Here is a 21,952-nt window from a genome sequence, read left to right as displayed (position 1 = left end):
GCCTTTTTCTTTCTTAAATTGACGGGTCTTTATAGGCGGATGTCGCTTGCAATCAAGCTTTCTGCTATAATAGACAAAATGAAATTACTGATTTGGAGGCAGCTATGCACGATTTATTAGGCCGTGTGATTGAAACAAAGGTCACTGATCAAAACGAAGATTATTACATTGTTCAATGTGAGGGATTTTCGTTTCAATTTGATAAAAAAGAAGCAGACCATAAGCTGGGAATAGGTGCTCAGGTTACTGGATTTGCTTACGAAAATGAAGATCATGATTATCAGATCTCAACGACGATTCCAAAGTCCCAGGTTGGGCACTATGCGTTTGGGACAGTTGTTCGGTCCGCACACGGCCTGGGCGTGTTTGTGGATGTTGGATTGCCCAACAAAGATTTTGTCGTTTCGGTGGACGAATTACCAACGATTGACGGATTGATGCCTCAAAAAGGTGATCGTTTGATGGTTAGCCTTGTTGTCGATGCGAAAAACCGTTTGTGGGCGCATTTAGCTGATTCTGAAATTTTTACTGCTATCAGTCGCCGGGCGACAACTGCAGACAGAAATCATGATTTAACAGCAACAGTATACCGATTAAAACTAGCTGGGACTTTAGTTATAACTGACGATTATTATCTTGGGTTTGTTCATCCTTCTGAGCGTGATCATGAACCACGACTAGGGGAACAAGTACATGGCCGTGTTATTGGTGTGCGTCCTGATGGTGGACTGAACATTTCATTAAAGCCGCGAGCTTATCAGGCAATTAGTGAAGATGCTGCGCAGCTGTTGGCAACGCTTGGACATGAAGCGAGTCATACGTTGCCGTTTACAGATAAAAGTAATCCTGATGCCATCAAGGCGTATTTCGGGATTAGTAAGGGGCAGTTTAAGCGAGCAGTGGGTCATTTACTCAAAGCCCGTTACATTGAACAGAGTGCAGATGGCATTACGTTAACGGAGACCGGTGTTAAAGCAGCAAATGAACAATGAAAATAAGATTCCAACTTCGATTGTGGATCCGATGGACGACTATTTGACGTATATTAAGGTCGAGCGTGGTTTGTCCAAGAATAGCATCATCAGTTACAAACAGGATATTCAGGCATTTAGCCAGTTTATTGCGGGGCAAGGACTTACTAGCCTTAAACAGGTGGATCGTTACGTGATCCTGAATTACCTGCAAATTGAAGATCAAGCGCACAAAGCCCGTAACACGGTCATCCACAGTGTTTCAAGCCTACGGAAATACTTTTTGTTTTTGACGAGGGACGGGTACGTTGACGAAAATCCAATGTTGAAAATTGATTCACCAAAACGCGCTCGACATTTACCACAAGTTTTGACGGTTGAGGAAGTCGACCGATTATTAGCTGTTCCAGATGTCAGCAAACCACTGGGGATTCGTGATCGTACCTTACTCGAAGTCATGTACGCAACTGGCATGCGAGTCAGTGAAGTGGTTAATTTGACTGGAAACAATTTACATTTAGATCTCGGCTTCATTCAAACTGTTGGTAAGGGCGATAAGGAACGTATCATTCCAATTGGTGATCTTGCGACAGAGTGGCTAACATCGTATATGAACACCGTGCGCCCACAATTGGTCCATGGGCAACCAACAACAGCGATTTTTGTTAATGCTCACGGTCGACAACTTACGCGTCAAGGCGTATGGAAAAACCTAAAAGCGATGGTTAAAAGCGCTGGAATCAAGAAAGATGTGACACCGCATACGTTGCGCCATTCGTTTGCTACACATATTTTGGAAAATGGCGCTGATTTAAGGGTGGTTCAGGAACTGCTGGGCCATGCGGATATTTCAACAACGCAGATTTACACTCATATTTCTAAGCAACGATTAACAGAAGTTTATAAAAAGGCCCATCCGCGAGCATAAGTCAGTTGATAGCAGAATAAAGGAATGTTGGAAAGGAGACGAAGTCAATGCTAGTTAAATACCGTGATGATTATGAAAAAACAACCATGGGCTTACTGTCTTTCTTGCCTGACTTTCACAATATGAAGCATCTAAAAGCAGAGATGGATTGGTATACTGACGGCAGTGGTCGACAAATGTACCTATGGCGAAACAATCATAATCAATTTACTGGTGTCGTGGGCTTTGAATTAGAAGATCAGTTTGTGCTTATCCGATTACTTGTTCTTTCACCTCAAGAACGTAATGATAGTACGAGAAAGGCTATTTTAGATGCCGTAGCAGAATTATTCCCTGAAAAGCGGGTGATGGGTACTATTGCCACTACGCCAATGATTATGCGGTGGAGGAATATTGATGGGCATTAATGCGACAGACACTCGTAAGACATGGCCTGGTCAACGTGCTCATGATCGGGAGGCACAAGTCAATTTAGCACTAGCAAACCAGCCGACGATTAAAATTGCTGACTTTGAAGGACCGTTAGATTTATTATTGCACCTGATTCGCAGCTCAGAGATGGATATTTATGACATTCAAATTTCAGCGATTACTTCGCAATATTTAAAACATTTGCATCAGATGCAAAATATGAAGTTGGATGTAGCAGGCGAATACTTTGTCATGGCGGCGACGCTCATGACGATTAAAAGTAGAATGCTATTGCCTCGGGCGGCTGACGAAGATGAGGATGCTACCGACGATTCGGATCCGCGGTCGGAATTAGTCACGCAATTGCTGGAGTATCGTCGTTATCAACAGGCAGCTGATGAATTGCGTGACAAAGAACAAGATCGTAAACAACAATTTACTCGCGCTGCGAGCGGTGTGCCAGCGCATGTCCAATTGGGTTCTTTGGTTCCAGGTATTACGGTGGCTGATTTGCAGGCTGCTTTTAAGCATATGTTGGCACAACGACAAATTGCCAAACCTGTTTCTCGAACGGTGTCTGGCGACCAATTTACTATTCGCGAACAGATGCGGGTGATGTTAAATAAATTAGATCGTAAGCGGCCGACCGCTTTTGAGGACTTGTTTTCTGAACAACCGCAAACTGATGAACTTGTGACAACCTTTTTGGCCATGTTGGAACTAGCAAAAATGAATGCTGTCCGGTTCGACCAAAGTGTTGTTAATGGTCCGATTCAGGTTTTTGCCGGTGAACGGAGCAAGGATGATCTAGATAAAGAAGTATTAACGCCATTTGAGGATGAAAAAGAGTCATGACAAATATCGAACAAATTGAAGGACTTCTGTTTATTGCCGGTGACGAAGGCATTTCAGTTGCAGAAATGTCCCATGCAACAGGATTTATGCGCGCGGCAATCAACACGATATTGGATCAGATTGCCAAACGTCATGAAGAAAGTGTGGATGATCCACTCTGTTTGCTAGACAACGATGGTATCTACCGACTGGCTACGAAGAAGGAATTAGCGGGTGTAATTAAACGTTATTTTGAGGCACCGCTAGCGACTAATTTATCGCAAGCCTCATTGGAAGTTCTTGCCATCACTGCTTATCGTCAGCCAGTAACGCGAATCGATATTGATGAGATTCGTGGTGTGTCCAGTACAGCGACGCTGCAAAAATTAGTGCTTCGCAATCTTGTGGAAGCCCACGGGCGCAAAGATGAGCCAGGTCGACCAATTTTATATCGAACAACGAATTATTTTTTAGACTATTTTGGTCTAAATGACATTAGTCAATTGCCACCGTTACCGCAAGCAGAAACGTTAGACGAGGCTCAGGCAGAAACAGGTGATTTGTTCCTGGCGGCTTTTCAAGATCAATTGGCTGGTACAACAGAAGACAAAGAAAAACATGAGGATTAATAATGGCAGAAAGATTACAAAAACTTATGGCTCGGGCCGGCGTTGCATCGCGGCGTAAGTCTGAAACGCTAATTTCGACAGGACATGTCCAAGTTAATGGGACGGTCATTCGGGAACTAGGCACAAAGGTGACTGCGGATGATGCCATTCAAGTAGATGGTGTTGCGATTCAGCAAGAACAGTTTGTGTACTATTTGTTGTACAAACCGCGCAGTGTTGTATCTACTGCCCACGATGATAAGGGACGTCGAACAGTAGTTGATTTACTGGACGATATTGATGAGCGGATTTATCCGGTTGGCCGTTTGGACTACGATACGTCCGGATTGCTGTTAATGACCAATGACGGTGAACTGGCTAATCAGTTAATGCACCCTAAGTTTAAGGTTGATAAAACGTATGTGGCTAAAGTAAAGGGTGTGCCGACAAACGACGCTTTGGAGAAACTGCGCCATGGTCTTGTTGTTGATGGGCATAAGACATCGCCAGCTAAAAGCAAACTGATTAGTGTTGATCACCGTAAAAACACGGCCATTGTTCAATTAACAATCCATGAGGGACATAATCATCAAGTTAAAAATATGCTGACCGCGGTTGGCTTTCCAGTAGAAAAGTTGCGACGCGATAGTTATGGTCCTCTGACTCTTGATGGCCTGACTTCTGGTGATTACCGTGAACTGAAATCTGTCGAACTCGAGGCATTACGTGAATCGATTTCAAACAAAAAAGGTTTTCGTCGCTAATCTTTTGTCACATGATTGTCTACCATAAGGAAGATTATGTTGACCATTTTTGGTTATGTGTTAAACTTCATTTGTAAGCAATTACAATAGAATACTTGGTTCGTCTTCAGGGCAGGGTGAAATTCCCGACCGGCGGTGATAGCCCGCAACTCTCCATCTGATGGGGATTGATCTTGGTGAAATTCCAAGGCCGACAGTAAAGTCTGGTATAAAGAAGATTGGCAATTATGAGTCTTATTTTGATGGATTCAATATGTCTGATCGTGTTCCCTTGAAGGAATATGATGAGGCTTTTTTATTGCCATGCCAAAGAAGATGACCCATCTAAAATGGCACTTAAGGTGAAAAACTGTGACAGTTTCATCGAGGGTGTTTAAGGAGGAGTTTCAGATGGGCAGTACAGCATTACGTCGGATGATCAGCGTAGCCGTGTTAGGCGCAGTTGCAGCGGTCATCATGTTTTTAGAGTTTCCGATTTTACCGGGAGCAACATTTATGAAGCTGGATCTCAGTTTGCTAATTATTTTGCTGGGAACAGTAATTTATGGGTTGGGCGATGGTGCATTGATTGCGCTAATCGCTGTGGTCTTGCATTTATTACTAAAGGGCATCAATCCTTTTAGCTTAATTGGTGATACGATTGCCTTTGTAGCTAATATGGCGTACGTGATTCCGATTTATTGGCTGTTAACACGGTCAGACCGGAAGACCGGCTTTAAATTGTCAGTTGGTATTTCACTGAGTACAGTGCTACTGACAATTATTATGGCATTGCTCAACGCGTTTTTAATGTTTCCGCTATACATGAAGGTTGGTGGCCTACCGCAATCGACAAACATTCCAGCATTGATCTGGACCGTGGTGGTGCCATTCAATCTAATTAAGGGCGTCATTATTGGTATTGCGTTTTGGATTGTTTATTGGCGGATGGCGCCATGGTTAAGCAGACAACGACGTGCCATTAATAATAAATAATGAAATGAATAAATGTAAAAGCAACCATTTTAGCTTGGTTGCTTTTTTCTGTCACTAGTAGTGGGCGGTCTTGTGTTAAACTGACATCACAACATTGTAGGAGGGGTTGGCGTGAATCCAGAACTTTTAATCCGTTTATTATCGGCTTCGCAACCACGACGCCCCAAAGTTATTTTTAATTGTTTGACCGGCAAACGAACGGTGTCAGTGCTCTATTGGGCGCTTCGCTATGATTTGTTGTCATGGCTGAGTGTACTGCCATCGTTACAGTGGGATACGTTTAACGGAGCAGTAAATAAGTTAGTGCGGGAAAAACGAGTGACAGTTCAGTCGGACGGCCAGTTATTGAGCAATGAGGCGCTGGAAAATCATGAACTATCAGAACTCTTTCCCATAAAACAACGACAAATGTACCGTGTTATGCACGTGAAAATCGTGACTGAAACTACTTTATTAGGTATTCAGGCCCTGTCGCATACCATTCATCACGATATGGGCTATTTTCCTGTTAGTGTTAGTGAACGAGCAAGAGTACAAGTGCGGCGCTGGTTCAGAAGCAGTTCATTTGATGAAAATCATTTATGTGAATTAATACAGGCCTTGAATCACTGGTTAGAGACGCTGCCGCCGCGCAATGCAGATGTTTTTTTGAGCCAATTGGCCGGTGAAAAGCATCCAGGGTACACTGTTCAACAGCTTTCACAAGCCTTGAACTTGCCGACATGGCAAATTGATTTAATTCAAGCAGCCAACCTAGCTGCATTTGCACAGTTTTGCCAGGCTGATAGGCATGGTTGGCGTAATTTATTAAATCCTTTTATGGATCAGGCATTATCACGACCAGTGAAGCAAACACTTACCGCCGTTCAGCAAGGGACAACAAGGGCCACGATAGCTCAGCAACGAGGCTTGAAACCTAGCACAATTAATGAACATTTATTAACTGCTGCGATTTTATTGCCGTTGGATCAATTTCCATATGAAAAATGCGTTGACGAGGCTACTCGTGAAAGTATCGAAAAACGACAGCCAGCCAATATTGATAATTGGCAAGGTACATTAGATGCCACGCCGGATCAGTTTTTTCAGTATCGAATGACACAAATTTGGGAGACAAAGCAAAAATGAGTCGTGAACCGCAGAAAATTGACAATGATATCAAATTACCACGTCATGTTAGACCAGATGATCCACGTTTAAAATTATCAGAGACTGCCGTTGATTTAGCGCGTGATCGACAAGCTGTATTGCATACTCATTTTGGCCTTAAGAAGTTTCGACCTGGACAGGCAGAAGCCATTGACAGTTTGCAACAAGGACGAAATGTCCTAGCCATTCTACCGACCGGAAGTGGCAAAACATTAATTTATGAACTGACAACTTATTTGATAAACCGTCCGTGTTTAATTGTGTCGCCACTGTTATCGTTGATGCAAGATCAAGTGGGACGACTGAATCAGCGCGGTGAACGGCGGGCAGTGGCACTAAACTCCTTGCTTACCAAGCCGGAAAAAGACAGCATCTTAAGTAGACTACAACAATACCGATTTATTTTTATCTCACCAGAGATGCTTCAAAATGAGGGTGTAATGACGGCAGTTCGGCATTGCAATATTGGTCTGCTCGTTATTGATGAGGCTCATTGCATCTCGACTTGGGGGCCAGACTTTCGACCTGCCTATTTGAGCTTGGGCGATGTTCGTAGTCAATTGGACAATCCGTTAACATGTGCGTTGACAGCCACTGCTGATGCGCATGTTCAAGCCGATATTTTGACACAGTTACATTTAAGATCAAGCGCTGAAAGAAATTCGTCGATGAATACGGTTACCGATGATCAACAGAACGTTCAAGTCATCAGACAGTCGGTAAATCGTCCCAACATTTTTCTAGTGATGCGTTCAGTTACTTCGCGAAAGGAGAAGGCTACCGAACTTATGGGCCTGATGGCAGAGATTGTTAAGCCTGGAATTATTTATTTTTCAAGTAAGGCACAAGCTGATGAATGGGCGCAACGGTTAAACGATGCTGGTTATCCCGCGGCCAGCTACCATGCCGGCTTAGATGCACAAACGCGATATACGGTACAACAACAATTTATGGCAGACCAATTGCAAATTGTTTGTGCAACGAGTGCGTTTGGAATGGGCATTGATAAAGATAACATTCGTTTTGTCATTCACTATCATTTACCAAGCAACTTAAATGATTACGTACAAGAAATTGGACGAGCCGGTCGTGATGGGCAACAAAGTATTGCAATCTGTCTCATTGCGCCTGGTGACGAACAATTACCGGCTGATTTGGCGACGCTCCCACTACCGAATGATCGTCAAGTCAAAACATTTTATGAAACCAAACGGCCAACGCTACAAACAGATATGGATCAATTACTTGACTATTACAAAAAGCATCATTTTAGTGAGCAACAACTGATAGATCGGTTCAGCGCGCTTCGCCAAGAGAGGCAACTTGCATTGTGCAAATTCATTAACTTTACGCGATCTCCTGATTGTTTGCGAAAAAAATTATTGACTGACTTTAATGAATCTTCAGTTCCACATGACCACAATTGCTGTGCGCCTATTGGAACGGAATTTTCATTGTCAAAATTGGGATTGGCACAGGATCAGCATGAATTGCAAACGACAATGAAAATTCCTGGCTGGCGTCAGCAATTTGAGGCACTTTTTAGCGAAAACTTTACTAATTCCAATGTTTGAATATGCTAGTATGTTAGACAGTGATAGGAAACAGGGAGGAAACGTCATGAGTCAAAATAACGACCCTCAAGGACAAAAGCCTTGGGACAAAAAGTTTTCGGAGGATAACGGTGAAGTATCTCGTACAGCTAACCGCAAGCGTAACAGCCATAATTCATTAATTACAGCATTGCTTGTCCTGGTTATCATTGCGTTAGCCGCAGTACCAACCTGGTATTACCTGGCTCACATGAATACATTCAATCATCCTCAGAGCGCGGCCGTGTCGGTCTCCTCATCTAAGAAAAAAACGAGTAGTTCATCTGTAAAAAAAAAGACAGCCTCAAGCAAGTCATCTTCTGTGAGCTCAGTTAGTGACACCACGAGTTCGACTGATACAACATCCGTCAGTAGTGTCACAGATGACAGTAGTTCTGTAGCCACGACACAATCCAGCGATAATACTGTTAGCTCAGATGACACCAGTTCGTCTTCAAGCCAAAGTAGTTCTAGTAGCTCAGATAGTGGCAATAAATATGTCACAGTCGAAGCTGGTCAGGGTTTGTACCGTGTCGCAGTTAATAACGGATTGTCTTTGCAGCAACTGTTAACACTAAATGGACTTTCAAGTTCGTCACAAGTTGCACCAGGACAGAAGCTGCGTGTTAAATAACAATGAAATTAAACTAAGAAATGTCTCATTTTAGTAATAACCTAAACTGAGACATTTTTTTGTGTTTCAACATTCGGTATAATGATAAGGTTCGAGAATGTGTATAGGAGAGGACAAGCATGAATGATTCTGCTGTAAATGGCATTCAGATTGCCATTGATGGCCCGGCTTCAGCTGGGAAAAGTACGGTTGCTAAACTCGTGGCCGCCAAATATGGATACGTTTATCTTGACACAGGTGCAATGTATCGGGCGATTACATGGGTCGCACTGCAACAGAATGTTCAACTAAATGATGAACTCGCTGTAATGGCCGTTGTCGATAAGACACCGATTCATTTTGCGGCTGGTTCGCCGGATCAACTCGTTTTTGCAGGTGATCAGGATGTCACAAAGGCAATCCGTAGTGAGAACGTTACTAATAATGTCTCAACAGTAGCTGCATTACCGCAAGTGCGGGCTGCCTTAACTGCGCAAATGCAAAAGATTGCTGCGGCAGGTGGTATTGTAATGGATGGCCGTGATATTGGCACAACGGTCTTGCCCCATGCCCAAGTAAAAATTTTCTTGGTTGCCAGCGTTAAGGAACGTGCACAGCGACGTTATTTGGAAAATCAGAGTAAGGGCATTGAGGTTTCACTTGAGACATTGGAAGAGGAAATTCAGGCTCGCGATTACAAAGATTCTCATCGGGAGACGTCACCATTGGTTCAGGCCAAGGATGCTCAACGTTTAGATACGACTTCACTGTCGGTTAAGCAAGTGGTCGAACAAATTTCAAAGACCGTTGATCAATATTTAAATCATCAAGGTTAGGCTTATTACTGGTATTTCGTCGGTAATTCGATTATTATGTTAAATAGATATTGTCACTAGGAGGATTTTTTGATGAGCGAAAGCGAAGACAACAAAGAATTATTAGATGCGTTAAATAACGCAGGCCAAGTAAACATTGGCGATGTCGTTAAGGGTGAAGTATTGGCCCTTGACGAAGACCGACAAGCAATTGTTGGTATCGGCGACACTGGGGTTGAAGGTGTCGTACCAGTAAAGGAATTAACTTCTGATTCAGATTCATTAAAAGTTGGCGACGTCCTGGACTTAGTTGTCATTTCACGAATTGGCAACGATAAAGAAGGCGGCAGTTACCTGTTATCACAACGTCGTTTGGAAGCCCGCAAGGCTTGGGACAACATTGAAAAGGAATACCAAAGCGGCGACAATTTGGATGCTACTGTTACACAAGTGGTTAAGGGTGGCTTAGTTGTTGATGCTGGTGTTCGTGGATTTGTTCCCGCATCGATGGTTTCTGATCACTACGTTGAAGATTTAAACCAATTCAAGGGTCAAAAATTAACGTTTAAGATTGTGGAAATCGAACCAAGCGAAAATCGGTTGATTTTGTCTCACCGTGCCATTGTTGAAGCAGAAAACAAGGCAAAGCGTGAAGAATTATTTGCAACTCTTGTCGCTGGAGACGTTGTTGAAGGTACAGTTGCACGTATGACTGACTTTGGTGCGTTCGTTGACCTTGGTGGTGTGGATGGTTTAGTTCACGTTTCCGAAATCTCATACGAGCATGTTAATAAGCCAAGCGATGTCTTAAAGGTTGGCCAACAAATCAAGGTTAAGGTATTGAATGTTGACCCTGATCGTCAACGGATTTCATTATCCTTGAAGCAAACACAACCTGGTCCTTGGGATGACATCGAAGAAAAGGCTCCGGTTGGTGCCGTTCTTGATGGAACTGTTCGTCGTTTGACTGACTTCGGTGCATTTGTTGAAGTGTTCTCAGGTGTTGAAGGTTTAGTTCACATTTCACAAATCTCTCACGAACACATTGCTACGCCAAATGATGTGTTGAAGGTTGGACAAGATGTTAAGGTTAAGGTTCTGAATGTTGATCCTGAACAACAACGTCTCGGTTTATCCATCAAGGCATTGGAAGAAAAGCCAGCCAGTGAAAATAACCACGAAGAACACGAAGATCGTGGTGCTTCCCGTAATGACGTTCAAAATTACTCAAGCGATGATGATGGTGGTTTCACCATTGGTGATCTGACTGGTAACGATTTAAACAAATAGGTTGAATTAAGCTACCATGGATTCCTCCGTTTTGGGGGAATCTTTTTTTATGGTAATGCGATGTCTTCTAGCGGGCGGATTGTTGCGAAATATGTGACAATTGCGTACACTAGGACACGATATTGAACAAGAACAGGAGGAAAGCTATGGCTAATCCAACAGTGGCCATTGTTGGCCGACCAAACGTCGGGAAATCCACTATTTTTAACCGTTTAGTTGGTGATCGAATTTCCATTGTGGAAGATACGCCGGGGGTTACCCGTGATCGTATTTATTCATCTGCCGAGTGGCTCGGTCGTCACTTTAATTTGATTGATACTGGTGGGATCGATCTGTCAGATCAACCGTTTAGTGTGCAAATCACCGAACAGGCAGAAATTGCGATTGATGAAGCTGACGTAATCGTCTTTTTGGCGAGTGCGGTAGAAGGTGTCACCGACGAGGACGAACAGGTCGCAAAGATTTTATACAGAGCTGATAAGCCGGTCTTATTAGCCGTAAACAAGGCCGATAATCCAGAACAACGTCAACAAATTTATGATTTTTATACACTTGGATTTGGCGATCCATACCCAATTTCCGGTGCTCATGGGACTGGTTTAGGTGATTTATTGGATGCGGTGGTTAAAGAATTTCCAACCGATGCAGCTAACGATGAGGATGACAGTATCCGTTTCAGTTTGATTGGTCGGCCTAATGTCGGTAAATCATCCATTGTTAATGCTTTGTTAGGCGAAGATCGGGTCATCGTTTCGGATGTTTCCGGTACTACTCGTGATGCCGTTAACACGAAGTTTACAGATCCCGATGGCGATGAGTTTACCATGGTTGACACCGCTGGGCTTCGTAAACGTGGTAAAGTTTATGAAAACACAGAACGGTATTCTGTCATGCGTGCGATGAGTGCAATTGATAAGAGTGACGTTGTGCTGGTCGTTTTGAATGCTGAAGAAGGTATTCGCGAACAGGATAAGCACGTTGCCGGGTACGCACACGAAGCTGGCCGGGCAATTATCATCGTTGTTAACAAATGGGATACGCTGACCAAGGACGATTACACGATGGCTAATTTTGAAGCAGAGATTCGTGACCAGTTCCAATATTTGGACTATGCACCGATCGTGTACGTGTCTGCAAAGACGCACCAACGTTTGGACAAGTTACCAGCTTTAATTAAGCAAGTTAACGAGAACCATCGCAAACGAATTAAGTCTTCGACGTTAAATGACGTGATTACTGACGCAATTGCAACAACACCAACACCGACACAAAACGGGCGTCGGTTACGTGTCTATTACGTCACCCAAGTTGCAATTCAGCCACCGACATTTGTCTTCTTTGTTAATGATCCGGAGCTGATGCATTTCTCATATCAGCGTTTTTTGGAGAATCAAATTCGTAAGGCGTTCGACTTTACGGGGACACCAATTCACCTAATTCCGCGTCAAAGAAAGTAGTTGCATCAGTCAAATTAGAACGATTCAATTACTTTCATTATAAAAATAGCCAGAAACACTGATTTAACAAGGGAAAATGCACTTTTTTGCTTGTTCAAACGATGTCTGTGTGGTAAATTGAATGTTGAAATGATGCGGTTGACCGTTATTGTTTCGCCGTTTCTGGACCACTCAGAGATGGCTACTAGATGTTTACATAATTAAACGTCTAAGCCCAAATCCGGAGGTGAAATCTCACATGGCAAACAAGGCACAATTAGTTAACGATGTTGCAGCAGCAACTGGTTTAACCAAGAAATCAGCAACCGAGGCTGTTGATGCAGTTTTTGACTCAGTTCAAAAGAGCTTAGCTAAGGGCGACAAGGTGCAATTGATCGGCTTTGGTAACTTCGAAGTACGTTCACGCGCTGCTCGTAAGGGCCGTAACCCACAAACTGGGCAAGAAATCGAAATCCCAGCAAGCAAGGTACCTGCATTCAAGCCAGGTAAAGCTTTAAAGGATGCCGTTAAGTAATTTATTACTTGATGGATGAGGACTCGGAGAAATCTGGGTCCTTTTTTCTTTTCCCAAACTAATTGTCATAGTTTGCTTGAGATAGTGGTTATCTTGGCACTTACGGTTGTCAAAATCGAATGCTGCCATGAGACCGGTCCCAGGGAGCGGTGTTTCTGGTCGATGCAACGATACTCGCACTATTACCGCAACACTATCAGTGCGTTTGCTGGTGTTAAACGCCGGATAAGGGTACAATAATATGTCGATATTAGGAATTAAGAGGAGGCCGAAACATGAGTGATACGGATAGTTATTCGGTTCAAATGCTCGATGCTTTACAAAGCGGTCAGGTAGATAAATCAAATAAATTATTTGCGTGGGCATTGCGTAAAGATGATGACGACACTTTGTATAATTTGGCTGAACAATTATATGGCCTAGGTTTCAATAAAAAGGCGCAACGGATCTATGAAAAATTATTAAAAGATTACCCAGATGAGGACGAACTGAGAACGAGCTTGGCCGACATTGCGATTGATGAGGGGGATACGGACGCTGCAACTAATTATTTGGACGCAGTCTCATCAGATTCTGACGCGTATCTACAAAGTCTGTTAGTGGCGGCTGACCTCTATCAATCAGAAGAGTTATTTGAAGTTAGCGAACAAAAATTATTAGCAGCCGAAAAAATTGCACCAGATGAACCCGTGGTGTTGTTTGCGCTAGGTGAATTCTATTTCATGATGCGTGAATATCAGAAATCAATTAACTATTATTTGGATTTAATCAAACGTGGTATTCCAAAGATGGAAGACGTGGACTTGGTTTCCCGCATTGGGGTTGCTTATGCTAATTCGGGTAAATTTGAACAGGCTGCCGGGTACCTTGAGCAGATTCATACAGCCGATATGACACCGGATGTTCGTTTTCAACTTGGTTTTGTGTATACGCAGCTCAAGGATAATCAAAAGGCGATTCACACATTTGAACAGTTGCATGACGAGGATCCTTCATATTCGTCACTGTATCCGTATCTTGCCCGTGCACTGTCTGATGATAATCAGGTTGAGGCAGCCTACAAGGTCGCTCAGGAAGGTTTAGGTGTTGATGAGTATAACCAGGACCTCTTTGGATTAGCGGCGAATTTGGCGCTTAAACTGCAGGAAAATGAAGCTGCTGAGGATTACCTCAAACGTGGTTTAGCGCTGGATCCTGATAATCAGACGCTCATGATTCAGTTGAGCAACTTGTACGTTCAGTCTCATCACGATCTAGCAAATGTCGATTTGGCCACGCAGTACGTTCAGCGTGATCAAGTTGACCCACAAGTGTACTGGAATTTGGCGGTTTCATACGTTCGTTTGGAAAAGAATGAAGAAGCGCAAACTTACTATGATGCAGCACGGCCTTACTTTGAAGACAATCCTGACTTTTTAAAGCCGGCATTCTTCTTCTACCGTGAGCAGGGCCAGCCCGAAGTTGCGGTTAATTTGCTCCGGAACTATCTGAAGTTGCAACCAGAGGATGAAGAAATGGTTGCCGCCTTGGAAGATTACGAAGATCAGGGTTACTAAAAATAATTTAAAAAGCGATTCATCGAATGATGACACCTCAATAGGTGGTCTCATGTTGATGAATCGCTTTTCTTATGCCTGAATCTGTTGCTGTAGTTCTTGATAATAACGCAAACTTTGTGGTGTCAGCCGCAATGCCTGCGCGAGCGTTTGATTGTCGTCATGATGGTGGCGTTGCAGATATACAATAATAAATGCTTGGTGCAACGCACGCGGCGAAAGTGAGAATCCCAGGCGTTCTTCATCAGCGTCCAAGTACTTATGTAGCGCGGGTAAAGTCAGCTGGGGGTGTTCTAGGTCGAGGCGTTGTTTTAAAAACAGATCCTGTGATTGCTGCTTTGCTTGTAGTGGCGCAATAAAGCGCTGGTAGGCACGAATAAATTGCCGCTCAAACGGTTTCCACTGTAATGTGGCGAATGTTTTGTAAAAACCTGGTTGTAAAAATTCAGCAGCTGTAAATCCCTGATTAATGAGTAACAGACTGAGTCGTGTGTAAAAACTCAATTGCCCGTCCTCGACGATTTCACCAAGTTCATCCAGCCACTTGATCGTCACCTTGGTGGGCTTTGCCAATGTTTTGCCGTGCATTGTTAAAGTTGGCAATTCTTGCATGAAGTGATGTCCAAAGGCCCATTTAAAGTAATTATTTAGGTGAGACAGCAACTTGTTATAGGTGTTGGGATTAATAGTGTGGTGCGTTAGACGATAGCTCAAATAATCCTGAACATCGTGTTCGAAGATATTGGTTAATTTCGGTGCTGTTGCGAAACCGGTATTATTCTGCATCAAGTAATCAAAAAGGGCTCGTAAATCCCCGTGATATTGATTAATAGTGGTTGATGCTAAACCATTTTGCTTTAAATGAGATTCAAATTCAGTTTGGTACGGATACACTTGATTAGTCATAAATGTCCTTTAAATATATGGGAATTGAAATTTAGAAAAGTGAACGACGTTTGACCACCTTATATGAAAATCCTTCGCCAATATTTTGCTGTACTGGCAAGATCGACATAAAGGCATGGTCGTCAATTCGTTCCACAATTCGGCGCATCGTCTGAACCTCTCGCGGGCTAATGACACAATAGAGCATTTTACGTGGCGTGTTAGTAAAGCCACCCTCAGCGTCTAAATACGTTACACCGCGCTGTAACTCAGCAATGATGGCAGCAGCGATATCCTCATTTTTGTCGCTCATAATCATAATGGCACGGGCTGCGTATGCACCAGACTGGGTAAAGTTAACAATTTGCGTAAAGACAAACGAACACAACAATGTGTACATCATGTGAACAACGTCGATGTAGACCAATGAGGCAGACAAGACGACAACATCTTGAATCAACAGGCTACGGCCCATCGGAACACCGCTCTGCTTTTCAAAAATACGGGCAATGATATCGGTACCACCCAGCGTGCCACCAGAACGGTAAACTAAACCACAGCCGAAGCCGCCCATAATGCCGGCCAACGCGCCCGCAATGAACAGGTCATGATGAATATTGATGACAATGGGCACGCGTTGCCATACCCACAACCATATGGATAACATGGTAATTCCAAAAACAGTGTATACAAACGAACGTCGGCCTAGTAAGCGCCAACCGATTAATAGCAAGGGTACGTTGATGGCAAACGTGGTATAAGCAGGGTTTAAATTAAAAAGTGCCCGCAATATCAATGAAATCCCGGCAACCCCACCGTCGGCGAGTTTGTTTACAATGTTAACGTACACTAGTCCAAATGCGTATAATGCTGCGCCCATCGCAATAAAAATAAAATCGCGTAACCGCATCGTTTCATCTTGTCTCATTATGGCCCCCGATGATCCATGAATAATTTACTATCACTAAAGATAGCAGACCAATTGAAGTTTAGCCATAGTGTATCAAGGTCATATTTCTGCTAGAATGAGTGGTAAATAGTTAATGAGGGGATGGCATAACATGCGTTTAGCACAATTGCCGCAAGAATTCGTGGGTGCGCAACCCATTTTAGCGACGCTTGAGGCCGCCGGTTACGAGGCTTACTTTGTGGGCGGCTCTGTCAGGGACACCATTTTAGGTAAGCCTATTCATGATGTGGACATTGCTACCAGTGCATATCCAGAAGAGGTCAAGGCGTTGTTCAAACGAACGGTGGACACAGGTATTGAACACGGCACCGTCATGATTTTAGATCACGGTAACGGATATGAAACAACGACATTTCGAACAGAGTCTGGCTATCAAGATTATCGCCGTCCAGATAAAGTTACGTTTGTCCGTCACTTGGAAGATGATCTTAAACGACGTGACTTCACTATCAATGCCTTGGCCCTTCGTCAGGACGGGGAAGTTATTGACTTGTTTGATGGATTGAGTGATTTGAAGGCAGGCGTCATCCGTGCTGTTGGGGATCCAGAGGCACGCTTTGGCGAAGACGCTTTGCGGATGATGAGAGCAGTTCGTTTTGCCAGTCAATTAAACTTTAATATTGAGGCTAAAACGTTAGCGGCCATCCATACGCACGCACATTTATTAAGCCAAATTGCGGTTGAACGAATTCATGATGAGTTCGTCCGGATGATGTTGGGCACGGCTGCTTATCGCGGGTTGACCGTAATGATTCAAACAACACTGGCAGATTATTGCCCCGGTTTGGTTGGTCATACGATTGATTTATCTACAATTGCGACAGTGCCAGAATTGGCACCTAAAAACGAGGTCGAAGTATGGGCCATGGTCGCATTTCATTTGGGGCTGTCATATCCAGATACGGTCGAATTTCTGCAAGCTTGGAAAACGGCCAATCACATCATTAAATCAGCCAACCAAGCGCTTCATTTGGCCTATGCTCAACAGTATCATGGTGTTACCAAACAATTGTTGTTTGCAATGACACCAGATACGATTGCTGCAGGCACCAATGTGGCAAGAATGAGCGGCTATGGTCCGGATGATCCAAACGAATGGTTGACGCTTTACAATGCGCTACCCATTCAAGATCCGCATGATTTAGCTGTGAGTGGCGCTGACTTGATTAAAAAAATGGGTTTGACACCTGGTCCCGCAGTTGGTGAAACGCTTCAAAAAGTTCAAAATGCCGTTATTGACGGCAAGGTTAATAATGACGTCGATGCGTTACTTAAGTATGTTCAGGAAAAGATTCTGACAACAGACGATGCATCGACGAAAAAATGACGTTGTCACTTGTACATTTTGTCAGTGAGAACGGATAGGGATAGGACGGACAGAGAATAAATCATGCAGACATTACGAGCAGAGGCATTAACGAGTGTCTACGGTGAAAAAACACTTTTTGATAAGATTTCTTTTTTAATTGGTGAAAATGACCGGATTGGCCTGATTGGTACAAATGGTAGTGGGAAAACATCTCTTTTGAACACGATTGCTGGTGTTGACCCTCAGGACTCTGGCACAATTGAAACACCAAATGATTACCGGATCAGTTATCTCCGGCAGATTCCTGACTTGGATGATTCGTTATCCGTTATGGAAGCGGTATTTGCCGGTGCGCAGCCTGTATTCGCAACCATTCGTGAGTATGAGCAATCGTTGGCCAAATACAGTTTGCATCCGGAAGATGAAAAAGCGCTGGCTCGATACACACGAGCTGAGACAAAAATGAATCAGGAAGATGCATGGCTAGCAGAAAGTAACGTCAAGACTATTCTGACGCAATTGCATATTACCGACTTGGATCAACAGGTTAAAACATTGTCCGGTGGTCAGCGTAAACGGGTAGGATTAGCGCAAGTGTTGATTCAAGCGCCGGATTTACTGTTGCTGGATGAACCTACCAACCACTTGGATTTTGATTCCATTGACTGGCTGGAAAAATATTTAGCAAGTTATCGTGGCGCTGTTCTTGTTGTGACTCATGACCGCTACTTTTTAGATGCCGTGGCAACACGAATTTTTGAATTGTCGTTTGGCCAACTTTACGAATATCAAGGTAACTATCAGGCATTTGTTGGGCAGAAAGCCGAACGCGTTGAACATGAAGTGGAAGCCGACCGCAAACAGTCGCAGCTCTATAAAAAAGAGCTCGCATGGATGCGCACATCCCCGCAGGCCCGTAGTACAAAACAGCAGGCACGAATTAACCATTTCAATGACTTGAAGGACAATCTCAATACCTTGCAAGTTGACCAAGATGTTGATATTAACCTAGGTCAGCAACGGTTGGGTAAGAAAGTGATCATTGCCAAACACGTTAATTTGCAACTTGGCGATCATAAATTATTGAATGACTTCAACTTATTGATTCAGGCTGGTGATCGGATTGGAATTACCGGAGTTAACGGGGCTGGTAAGACTAGTTTGCTAAATGTGTTAGCACAGCGTCTGCCGGTTGATAGTGGCACGGTTACGATTGGTGAGACCGTCAAGCTTGCTTATTACACGCAACAAACTGAACCGATTCCAGGCGATAAACGGGTTATTAGTTACCTGAACGAAGTGGCTGAGACCGTGACTGATAAAGATGGCAACGAGATCAGCACAACCAACCTATTGGAGCAGTTCCTCTTTCCACGGTTTATGCATGGCACGTTAATCCGTAAATTGTCCGGTGGTGAAAAACGTCGGCTTTACCTGTTGAAGCTACTAATGGAACAGCCAAACGTACTCTTTTTAGATGAACCGACTAATGACTTGGATATTGGGACATTGACCGTCCTTGAAGACTACCTTAGTAAATTTGCTGGCACCGTTATCACGGTCTCACATGATCGTTATTTTTTGGATAAGGTTGCTGACCAGTTACTTGTGTTTGATGGGCATGGCAAGATTGATCATTTTATTGGTCAATTTAGTGATTACTTGCAACAGCAGACACAGTCTGAGACACGGCAACATGAAGAAAAAGCATCAACAAGTGAGTCATCTACTAAAAAAGATGAAGCTGCCGTGACCGATGAACCGCAAACGAAGACTAAACATAAGTTAACGTATGCGGAACAAAAAGAATGGGATGGCATCGAAGGCAAAATTGATGAGCTTGAGCAACAAAAATCGGCAATTAGTACTCAGATGAATGAGAACGGCGCCGACTATGGTAAATTGGCCGATTTGCAAAAACAATTTGAAGAGACTGATTCGGAATTGACCAAAGCCATGGAACGTTGGGATTATTTAAGTCAGTTTGTTTCTGAATAAATGCTTTATTTGAACTATCATGACGTTAACGCTTAGGCATCAGGTGAAAGGAAGCAAAGATATGCTGGAAGACGCGTATTTACAACTGGAACGATATGTTTATGAACACGGCACCGTTAAGTCGGATCGGACTGGCACAGGAACCAAGTCAACGTTCGGTTACCAGATGCGGTTTGATTTAAGCGAGGGCTTTCCGTTATTGACCACTAAAAAGGTACCGTTTGGACTCATAAAAAGTGAGTTACTCTGGTTCTTGCATGGCGATACTAACATTCGGTTCTTACTCGAACACAAGAATCATATTTGGGACGAATGGGCCTTTCAACGCTATATTGACAGTGCGGATTACAAGGGACCTGACATGACCGATTTTGGTCGCCGCAGCTTAGTTGATCCAGAATTTAATGAACGTTATCAAACAGAAAAAAAGCATTTTGACGATCAGATTTTGCATGATGATACGTTTGCTAAACAATATGGTGAGCTCGGTCTGGTGTACGGTGCGCAGTGGCGCAAGTGGAAGACATCCACGGGTGAAACAATTGACCAGCTAGGAAATGTCATCAACATGATTAAACAGCATCCAGATTCACGACGATTGATTGTGTCGGCATGGAATCCAGAAGATGTGCCAACCATGGCCTTGCCACCGTGTCATACGCTGTTCCAATTTTATGTCGCGGATGGCAAGTTATCCTGTCAGTTGTACCAGCGTTCGGGCGACATCTTTTTAGGCGTGCCGTTTAACATTGCCAGTTATGCCTTGTTAACTTCGATGATTGCGAAAGAATGTCACTTACAAGTGGGTGAGTTCGTTCATACGCTTGGGGATGCACACATTTATCTCAACCATTTGGACCAGGTTAAGGAACAGCTGTCCAGAACACCGCGAAAAGCCCCAACATTATGGCTCAATGATGAAAAAGACAGTATCTTTGATTACGACATGCACGATATTAAGGTAAAGGATTACGATCCATTGCCTGCAATTAAGGCGCCCGTTGCCGTTTAGACCCATGACTAACTTTTGACAGGAAGTGACTGTGTTTTGCTTACATTAATTTGGGCCGAAGATCAGCATCATTTAATTGGTCGTAACGGCCAGTTACCATGGCATTTACCGGCCGATGCTCGTTACTTTCGTCAACGGACGACGGGCAACGCGGTAATTATGGGCAAACGGACGTTTGAGTCGTTAGGCAAGCCGTTACCAAACCGAAAGAACCTTGTGTTGTCGTCAACTTTATCTGAGCAGCCGGGAATTTTGTTGTTTCCCATTTTAGCTGAATTAGCTAATTGGATTACGCATCATCCAGATGATCAGTTGTTTGTGATTGGCGGTGTTCGTTTATATAAAGAGCTGATGCCAATGGCAGATCGGTTGCTAGTTACAAAAATTGACGCGACGTTTGACGGTGATACGTATATGCCAGCGGTCAACTTAGATGATTGGACACTGCAATCCACTGAGAAGCATGCAGCTGACGATAAGAATCGGTGGCCGTACGCGTTTTTAACGTATGTTCGCCGTCCACACGCCTAAGCAAATAAAAATGCTATGTAAGCGTCACACATCCGATAGATGGTGAATCTTACATAGCATTTTTTGTCGGCGCATTTAAGCGTAAAACAAGATCGAGAAATACATGAGGGCTGAACCAAACATAACAAATAGGTGCCAAATGACGTGACCAAACGGAATTTGTTTGAAACTGTAAATAATCGCGCCAACTGTAAATGCCACACCACCGCCGACGAGCAACCAAAAACCGGTAATCCCTAAGCCGTGATACAACTGAGGAAAGGCAAACAGACACATCCAGCCCATAACTACGTAAATAACCGTAGAGACAATGTTGAACCGGCCTAACCAAATAGATTTATAGACAATGCCGGCAATCGCCATGACCCAGATAACACTGAGAATGATCCATCCCCGAACGCCTCGAATAACCAATAGGCTATACGGCGTATACGTGCCTGCAATTAGCAAATAAATGGCACTGTGGTCAAATACCTGAAAGACGTGTTTCGCCTTTGTAAACACGAGGGCGTGAAACAAGGTTGATGATAGGTAGAATAGGATTAAAATACTGCCATAGATCGTAAACGTCACGACTCGCAAAGAAGAACCAGTGTGGACGGCGCGAATAATTAAGATCACCAGACCGGCAATAGCCAATCCAAATCCAATTCCGTGAGTGATCGCATTAAAAACTTCGTTGATGATGGTATATGTACGTGAATGCTGTTGTTGCATGTTAAAACTCCTAACAGTTCGGTGGGTTTCCGTAGTTGTTTGCGAAAGTATAA

At 43.6% G+C, this 21,952-nt stretch carries 22 protein-coding genes and 1 riboswitch; of the genes, 19 read left to right on the top strand and 3 right to left on the bottom strand.

Annotated features, from left to right (window positions below; all coding sequences use genetic code 11):
• Positions 1-104 precede the first annotated feature (104 nt).
• From G400_RS0101775 to G400_RS0101705, 15 genes are all read left to right on the top strand, one after another.
• Positions 105-992 carry a CvfB family protein gene (locus G400_RS0101775; RefSeq protein ID WP_017261934.1) on the top strand — a complete coding sequence of 296 codons (888 nt, stop codon included), beginning with the start codon at positions 105-107 and terminating at the stop codon, positions 990-992.
• Positions 982-1,899: a site-specific tyrosine recombinase XerD gene (gene xerD / locus G400_RS0101770; RefSeq protein ID WP_017261933.1), complete on the top strand. Its 918-nt coding sequence runs from the start codon at positions 982-984 to the stop codon at positions 1,897-1,899. The genes G400_RS0101775 and xerD overlap by 11 nt, the downstream gene beginning before the upstream one ends.
• Before the next feature lie 47 nt (positions 1,900-1,946).
• The gene (locus G400_RS0101765) at positions 1,947-2,306 is read left to right on the top strand and encodes a hypothetical protein (protein ID WP_017261932.1); all 360 of its coding nucleotides are present in this window, start codon (positions 1,947-1,949) and stop codon (positions 2,304-2,306) included.
• On the top strand, positions 2,296-3,165 hold the full coding sequence (locus G400_RS14250; protein WP_017261931.1) for a segregation and condensation protein A: 870 nt from the start codon (positions 2,296-2,298) through the stop codon (positions 3,163-3,165). The genes G400_RS0101765 and G400_RS14250 overlap by 11 nt, the downstream gene beginning before the upstream one ends.
• A complete protein-coding gene (gene scpB / locus G400_RS0101755; protein WP_017261930.1) occupies positions 3,162-3,773 on the top strand; it encodes an SMC-Scp complex subunit ScpB in 612 nt (203 codons plus the stop codon). Before G400_RS14250 ends, scpB begins: the two co-directional genes overlap by 4 nt.
• A gap of 2 nt (positions 3,774-3,775) precedes the next feature.
• Positions 3,776-4,516: a pseudouridine synthase gene (locus G400_RS0101750; RefSeq protein WP_017261929.1), complete on the top strand. Its 741-nt coding sequence runs from the start codon at positions 3,776-3,778 to the stop codon at positions 4,514-4,516.
• Positions 4,517-4,614: 98 nt separating this feature from the next.
• Positions 4,615-4,739: riboswitch (FMN riboswitch) on the top strand.
• 167 nt (positions 4,740-4,906) lie between these two features.
• A complete protein-coding gene (locus tag G400_RS0101745) occupies positions 4,907-5,491 on the top strand; it encodes an ECF transporter S component (protein WP_017261928.1) in 585 nt (194 codons plus the stop codon).
• Between the two features lie 111 nt (positions 5,492-5,602).
• Entirely contained in the window at positions 5,603-6,619 is a 1,017-nt protein-coding gene (locus G400_RS0101740) for a helix-turn-helix domain-containing protein (RefSeq protein WP_017261927.1), read from the top strand.
• Positions 6,616-8,214: a RecQ family ATP-dependent DNA helicase gene (locus G400_RS0101735; protein ID WP_017261926.1), complete on the top strand. Its 1,599-nt coding sequence runs from the start codon at positions 6,616-6,618 to the stop codon at positions 8,212-8,214. The genes G400_RS0101740 and G400_RS0101735 overlap by 4 nt, the downstream gene beginning before the upstream one ends.
• A 46-nt stretch (positions 8,215-8,260) precedes the next feature.
• A complete protein-coding gene (locus G400_RS0101730; protein WP_017261925.1) occupies positions 8,261-8,866 on the top strand; it encodes a LysM peptidoglycan-binding domain-containing protein in 606 nt (201 codons plus the stop codon).
• 119 nt (positions 8,867-8,985) lie between these two features.
• Entirely contained in the window at positions 8,986-9,681 is a 696-nt protein-coding gene (gene cmk / locus G400_RS0101725; protein ID WP_017261924.1) for a (d)CMP kinase, read from the top strand.
• 72 nt (positions 9,682-9,753) lie between these two features.
• Positions 9,754-10,950, top strand: a complete 1,197-nt coding sequence (gene rpsA / locus G400_RS0101720; protein ID WP_017261923.1) for a 30S ribosomal protein S1 — start codon at positions 9,754-9,756, stop codon at positions 10,948-10,950.
• A 146-nt stretch (positions 10,951-11,096) separates the two neighbouring features.
• Entirely contained in the window at positions 11,097-12,407 is a 1,311-nt protein-coding gene (gene der / locus G400_RS0101715; RefSeq protein ID WP_017261922.1) for a ribosome biogenesis GTPase Der, read from the top strand.
• 238 nt (positions 12,408-12,645) lie between these two features.
• Entirely contained in the window at positions 12,646-12,921 is a 276-nt protein-coding gene (locus G400_RS0101710; RefSeq protein ID WP_017261921.1) for an HU family DNA-binding protein, read from the top strand.
• Positions 12,922-13,196: 275 nt separating this feature from the next.
• Positions 13,197-14,477 (top strand): tetratricopeptide repeat protein, encoded by a 1,281-nt coding sequence (locus tag G400_RS0101705; protein WP_017261920.1) that lies wholly within the window; start codon positions 13,197-13,199, stop codon positions 14,475-14,477.
• 72 nt (positions 14,478-14,549) lie between these two features.
• Here the strand turns inward: G400_RS0101705 and G400_RS0101700 are convergent, their stop codons facing one another.
• Together G400_RS0101700 and G400_RS0101695 are read right to left on the bottom strand one after the other, a co-directional pair.
• Entirely contained in the window at positions 14,550-15,383 is an 834-nt protein-coding gene (locus G400_RS0101700; protein WP_017261919.1) for a site-specific integrase, read from the bottom strand.
• Between the two features lie 31 nt (positions 15,384-15,414).
• A complete protein-coding gene (locus tag G400_RS0101695) occupies positions 15,415-16,290 on the bottom strand; it encodes a YitT family protein (protein ID WP_017261918.1) in 876 nt (291 codons plus the stop codon).
• 133 nt (positions 16,291-16,423) lie between these two features.
• Between G400_RS0101695 and G400_RS0101690 the strand changes: the two genes are divergently transcribed.
• The 4 genes from G400_RS0101690 to G400_RS0101675 all read left to right on the top strand — a co-directional run bounded on the left by G400_RS0101690 (position 16,424) and on the right by G400_RS0101675 (position 21,182).
• Positions 16,424-17,659: a CCA tRNA nucleotidyltransferase gene (locus G400_RS0101690; RefSeq protein ID WP_017261917.1), complete on the top strand. Its 1,236-nt coding sequence runs from the start codon at positions 16,424-16,426 to the stop codon at positions 17,657-17,659.
• A gap of 63 nt (positions 17,660-17,722) precedes the next feature.
• Entirely contained in the window at positions 17,723-19,639 is a 1,917-nt protein-coding gene (locus G400_RS0101685) for an ABC-F family ATP-binding cassette domain-containing protein (RefSeq protein ID WP_017261916.1), read from the top strand.
• A 61-nt stretch (positions 19,640-19,700) separates the two neighbouring features.
• Positions 19,701-20,651, top strand: a complete 951-nt coding sequence (locus tag G400_RS0101680) for a thymidylate synthase (RefSeq protein WP_017261915.1) — start codon at positions 19,701-19,703, stop codon at positions 20,649-20,651.
• A gap of 36 nt (positions 20,652-20,687) precedes the next feature.
• Positions 20,688-21,182 (top strand): dihydrofolate reductase, encoded by a 495-nt coding sequence (locus G400_RS0101675; RefSeq protein WP_017261914.1) that lies wholly within the window; start codon positions 20,688-20,690, stop codon positions 21,180-21,182.
• Between the two features lie 75 nt (positions 21,183-21,257).
• Here G400_RS0101675 and trhA read toward each other — a convergent pair whose 3' ends face one another.
• Positions 21,258-21,899, bottom strand: coding sequence for a PAQR family membrane homeostasis protein TrhA (trhA, locus tag G400_RS0101670; protein WP_017261913.1), 642 nt, complete (start codon positions 21,897-21,899; stop codon positions 21,258-21,260).
• Between the last annotated feature and the right edge of the window lie 53 nt (positions 21,900-21,952).

It is taken from the genome of Furfurilactobacillus rossiae DSM 15814, from assembly GCF_000428925.1.
GTDB classification, from domain to species: Bacteria; Bacillota; Bacilli; order Lactobacillales; family Lactobacillaceae; genus Furfurilactobacillus; species Furfurilactobacillus rossiae.
Note: the sequence above shows the minus strand (reverse complement) of the source record. Positions and strands in the feature narration are given on the sequence as shown.

What these genes read in the sequence shown, in the direction of transcription:
- G400_RS0101775 (WP_017261934.1), top strand. Translation starts at nt 105, where the DNA reads ATGCACGATTTATTAGGCCGTGTGATTGAAACAAAGGTCACTGATCAA.
- xerD (WP_017261933.1), top strand. Translation starts at nt 982, where the DNA reads ATGAACAATGAAAATAAGATTCCAACTTCGATTGTGGATCCGATGGAC.
- G400_RS0101765 (WP_017261932.1), top strand. Translation starts at nt 1,947, where the DNA reads ATGCTAGTTAAATACCGTGATGATTATGAAAAAACAACCATGGGCTTA.
- G400_RS14250 (WP_017261931.1), top strand. Translation starts at nt 2,296, where the DNA reads ATGGGCATTAATGCGACAGACACTCGTAAGACATGGCCTGGTCAACGT.
- scpB (WP_017261930.1), top strand. Translation starts at nt 3,162, where the DNA reads ATGACAAATATCGAACAAATTGAAGGACTTCTGTTTATTGCCGGTGAC.
- G400_RS0101750 (WP_017261929.1), top strand. Translation starts at nt 3,776, where the DNA reads ATGGCAGAAAGATTACAAAAACTTATGGCTCGGGCCGGCGTTGCATCG.
- G400_RS0101745 (WP_017261928.1), top strand. Translation starts at nt 4,907, where the DNA reads ATGGGCAGTACAGCATTACGTCGGATGATCAGCGTAGCCGTGTTAGGC.
- G400_RS0101735 (WP_017261926.1), top strand. Translation starts at nt 6,616, where the DNA reads ATGAGTCGTGAACCGCAGAAAATTGACAATGATATCAAATTACCACGT.
- G400_RS0101730 (WP_017261925.1), top strand. Translation starts at nt 8,261, where the DNA reads ATGAGTCAAAATAACGACCCTCAAGGACAAAAGCCTTGGGACAAAAAG.
- cmk (WP_017261924.1), top strand. Translation starts at nt 8,986, where the DNA reads ATGAATGATTCTGCTGTAAATGGCATTCAGATTGCCATTGATGGCCCG.
- rpsA (WP_017261923.1), top strand. Translation starts at nt 9,754, where the DNA reads ATGAGCGAAAGCGAAGACAACAAAGAATTATTAGATGCGTTAAATAAC.
- der (WP_017261922.1), top strand. Translation starts at nt 11,097, where the DNA reads ATGGCTAATCCAACAGTGGCCATTGTTGGCCGACCAAACGTCGGGAAA.
- G400_RS0101710 (WP_017261921.1), top strand. Translation starts at nt 12,646, where the DNA reads ATGGCAAACAAGGCACAATTAGTTAACGATGTTGCAGCAGCAACTGGT.
- G400_RS0101705 (WP_017261920.1), top strand. Translation starts at nt 13,197, where the DNA reads ATGAGTGATACGGATAGTTATTCGGTTCAAATGCTCGATGCTTTACAA.
- G400_RS0101700 (WP_017261919.1), bottom strand. Translation starts at nt 15,383, where the DNA reads ATGACTAATCAAGTGTATCCGTACCAAACTGAATTTGAATCTCATTTA.
- G400_RS0101695 (WP_017261918.1), bottom strand. Translation starts at nt 16,290, where the DNA reads ATGAGACAAGATGAAACGATGCGGTTACGCGATTTTATTTTTATTGCG.
- G400_RS0101690 (WP_017261917.1), top strand. Translation starts at nt 16,424, where the DNA reads ATGCGTTTAGCACAATTGCCGCAAGAATTCGTGGGTGCGCAACCCATT.
- G400_RS0101685 (WP_017261916.1), top strand. Translation starts at nt 17,723, where the DNA reads ATGCAGACATTACGAGCAGAGGCATTAACGAGTGTCTACGGTGAAAAA.
- G400_RS0101680 (WP_017261915.1), top strand. Translation starts at nt 19,701, where the DNA reads ATGCTGGAAGACGCGTATTTACAACTGGAACGATATGTTTATGAACAC.
- trhA (WP_017261913.1), bottom strand. Translation starts at nt 21,899, where the DNA reads ATGCAACAACAGCATTCACGTACATATACCATCATCAACGAAGTTTTT.